3 protein-coding genes are annotated in these 1726 nt (G+C 59.5%); 2 read left to right on the top strand and 1 reads right to left on the bottom strand.

The genetic code is table 11. The annotated features are described in order from the left end of the window. The first annotated feature begins 68 nt into the window (after positions 1 to 68). Positions 69 to 479 (top strand): DUF3158 family protein, encoded by a 411-nt coding sequence (locus tag SCI24_RS21360; protein ID WP_318727278.1) that lies wholly within the window; start codon positions 69 to 71, stop codon positions 477 to 479. Positions 480 to 497: 18 nt separating this feature from the next. Further along, positions 498 to 932, top strand: a complete 435-nt coding sequence (locus SCI24_RS21355; RefSeq protein ID WP_318727276.1) for a single-stranded DNA-binding protein — start codon at positions 498 to 500, stop codon at positions 930 to 932. Between the two features lie 241 nt (positions 933 to 1173). Here the strand turns inward: SCI24_RS21355 and SCI24_RS21350 are convergent, their stop codons facing one another. Further along, positions 1174 to 1662, bottom strand: a complete 489-nt coding sequence (locus tag SCI24_RS21350; RefSeq protein WP_318727277.1) for a glutaminase — start codon at positions 1660 to 1662, stop codon at positions 1174 to 1176. Positions 1663 to 1726 lie beyond the last annotated feature (64 nt).

Below are 1726 nucleotides of genomic sequence, written 5' to 3'. Positions count from 1 at the left end.
ACCTCCTCTACTGGACATAACATCAGTATAGGAAAGACTGACGCGGTGGTGGCTGATCAACATGAGTAATCAGGAAGGGTTTTTTAAAACCATTTAAGGGTAAGGGGGAGCTGATTCGGCTCCGTGACGAGCTGGAGGAGTCGGCAAGAGCGGCGCGGCAAGAGGCGATCGATATAGCCTCGCAGGCGAATGGGGGCTTGCTGAAGTCGACCGACCTCTGGCTGACCCCATGGGGTAAATCAGGCGTCCCTGCCAGAACGCTGCAGTGGCGCGATAACAGGCAGAGGAGCATGGGGCTTTGGCTGCTGGAAACGTTCCTGGCTCGCGACGACATATCAGAGGCGATACGGCAGTCCGTCATCGATCTCGAGGTGCAGCGCTGCGTGTTCAATGCCAAGGCGGCCACGATCAACTGGTCGATCAAGCGAATCGGCAAGGCGCTGGCCGATATCGAGCATGCCGTCTCATTTCAGCGATAACGACCAAGGAGGAGACTCATGGGTACACGCTTCTACGGTGAGGGGAATATCGGCAGCGATCCGGAGGTGCGGACCTTCCCCGTGCGTGAGAACCAGCCGCCCCGCACGCTGCTCAGGCTAAACGTGCGATTCGATAACCTGGTCCCCAAGGACGGAGAGATCGTGGATCGTGGTGGCTTCTGGGCCGATGTGGAGTGGTGGCACCGTGATGCCGAGCGCTGGTCGCGACTGTACCAGCGGGGCATGCGGATTGTAGTAGTGGGCAAGATGGTTCAGGACAGCTGGGAGCAGAACGGCGAGACGCGCACGGCGTTCAAGGTGCAGGCAGACCGGGTGGCTATCTTGCCTCACCGGGTGGCCCAGGTAATCATGGATTCCCCTCATAGCCATCAGCAGCTTGTGGAGCAACATGCCAGCACCCCGGAGGAGCGCCAGGAAGGCTCAGGGAGCTAGCTGTGTAAAGCCACCAGTTGGTTCACGGAAAAGCCCAGCTGACTGACCAGAGGCCGATAATTCGGTCTGATATGCGGACGATCCCAGTTGTACTAATGCAGCCAGGTCGGCAGATGCTGGTCTCGCTGATCCGAACTTTCGTAAGACTGAGCATATATTCACTCGCGCAAGGCGGCCCGAGTGATCCACTTTGGCCTGCAGTGAAAATCAGTCTCTATATGCGCTGGCCCTAGTTGTGTGATTAGAAGATCGACAGCCCCAGACGGCTCGCCAGCTCGGTGATCATCGAGAGCCCGCGGGTGGAGTTGCCATGCCTGTTGAGGGGCGGGCTCCAGGCGGCGATAACGCCATGGCCCGGCACGATGGCCACGATGCCGCCGCCGACGCCGCTCTTGGCTGGCAGACCCACAGCAAAGGCGAACTGGCCGGACTGGTCGTACATACCGCTAGTGGAAAGGATGGCATTGACGCGATGGGCATCGCGCGGCGAGGTTACCTTTTCGCCGGTGATCGGATGCATACCGTGGTTGGCGAGGAACAGTAGGCTGGTGGCCAGCTCCTTGCAGCTCATCTCCACCGAGCACTGGAAGAAGTAGTGGGCCAGCACCTCGTCCACCTCGGCCTCGAGGTTGCCGAAGCTCTTCATCAGGTAAGCCAGGGCGGCGTTGCGGCTGCCGTGGCGGGTTTCCGAGGCCAGCACCTCGTCATTTACGTCGCAGTAAGTGGTTATTCAAAATTAATCGCGCACTCAGCCCCGTAGCCGCCGAGTAGGCGATAGACCTCGTTGCAGAGGT

It is taken from the genome of Halomonas sp. (assembly GCF_033549285.1).
Lineage (GTDB): Bacteria > Pseudomonadota > Gammaproteobacteria > Pseudomonadales > Halomonadaceae > Halomonas.
This window is presented reverse-complemented; position numbering and strand designations above follow the sequence as displayed.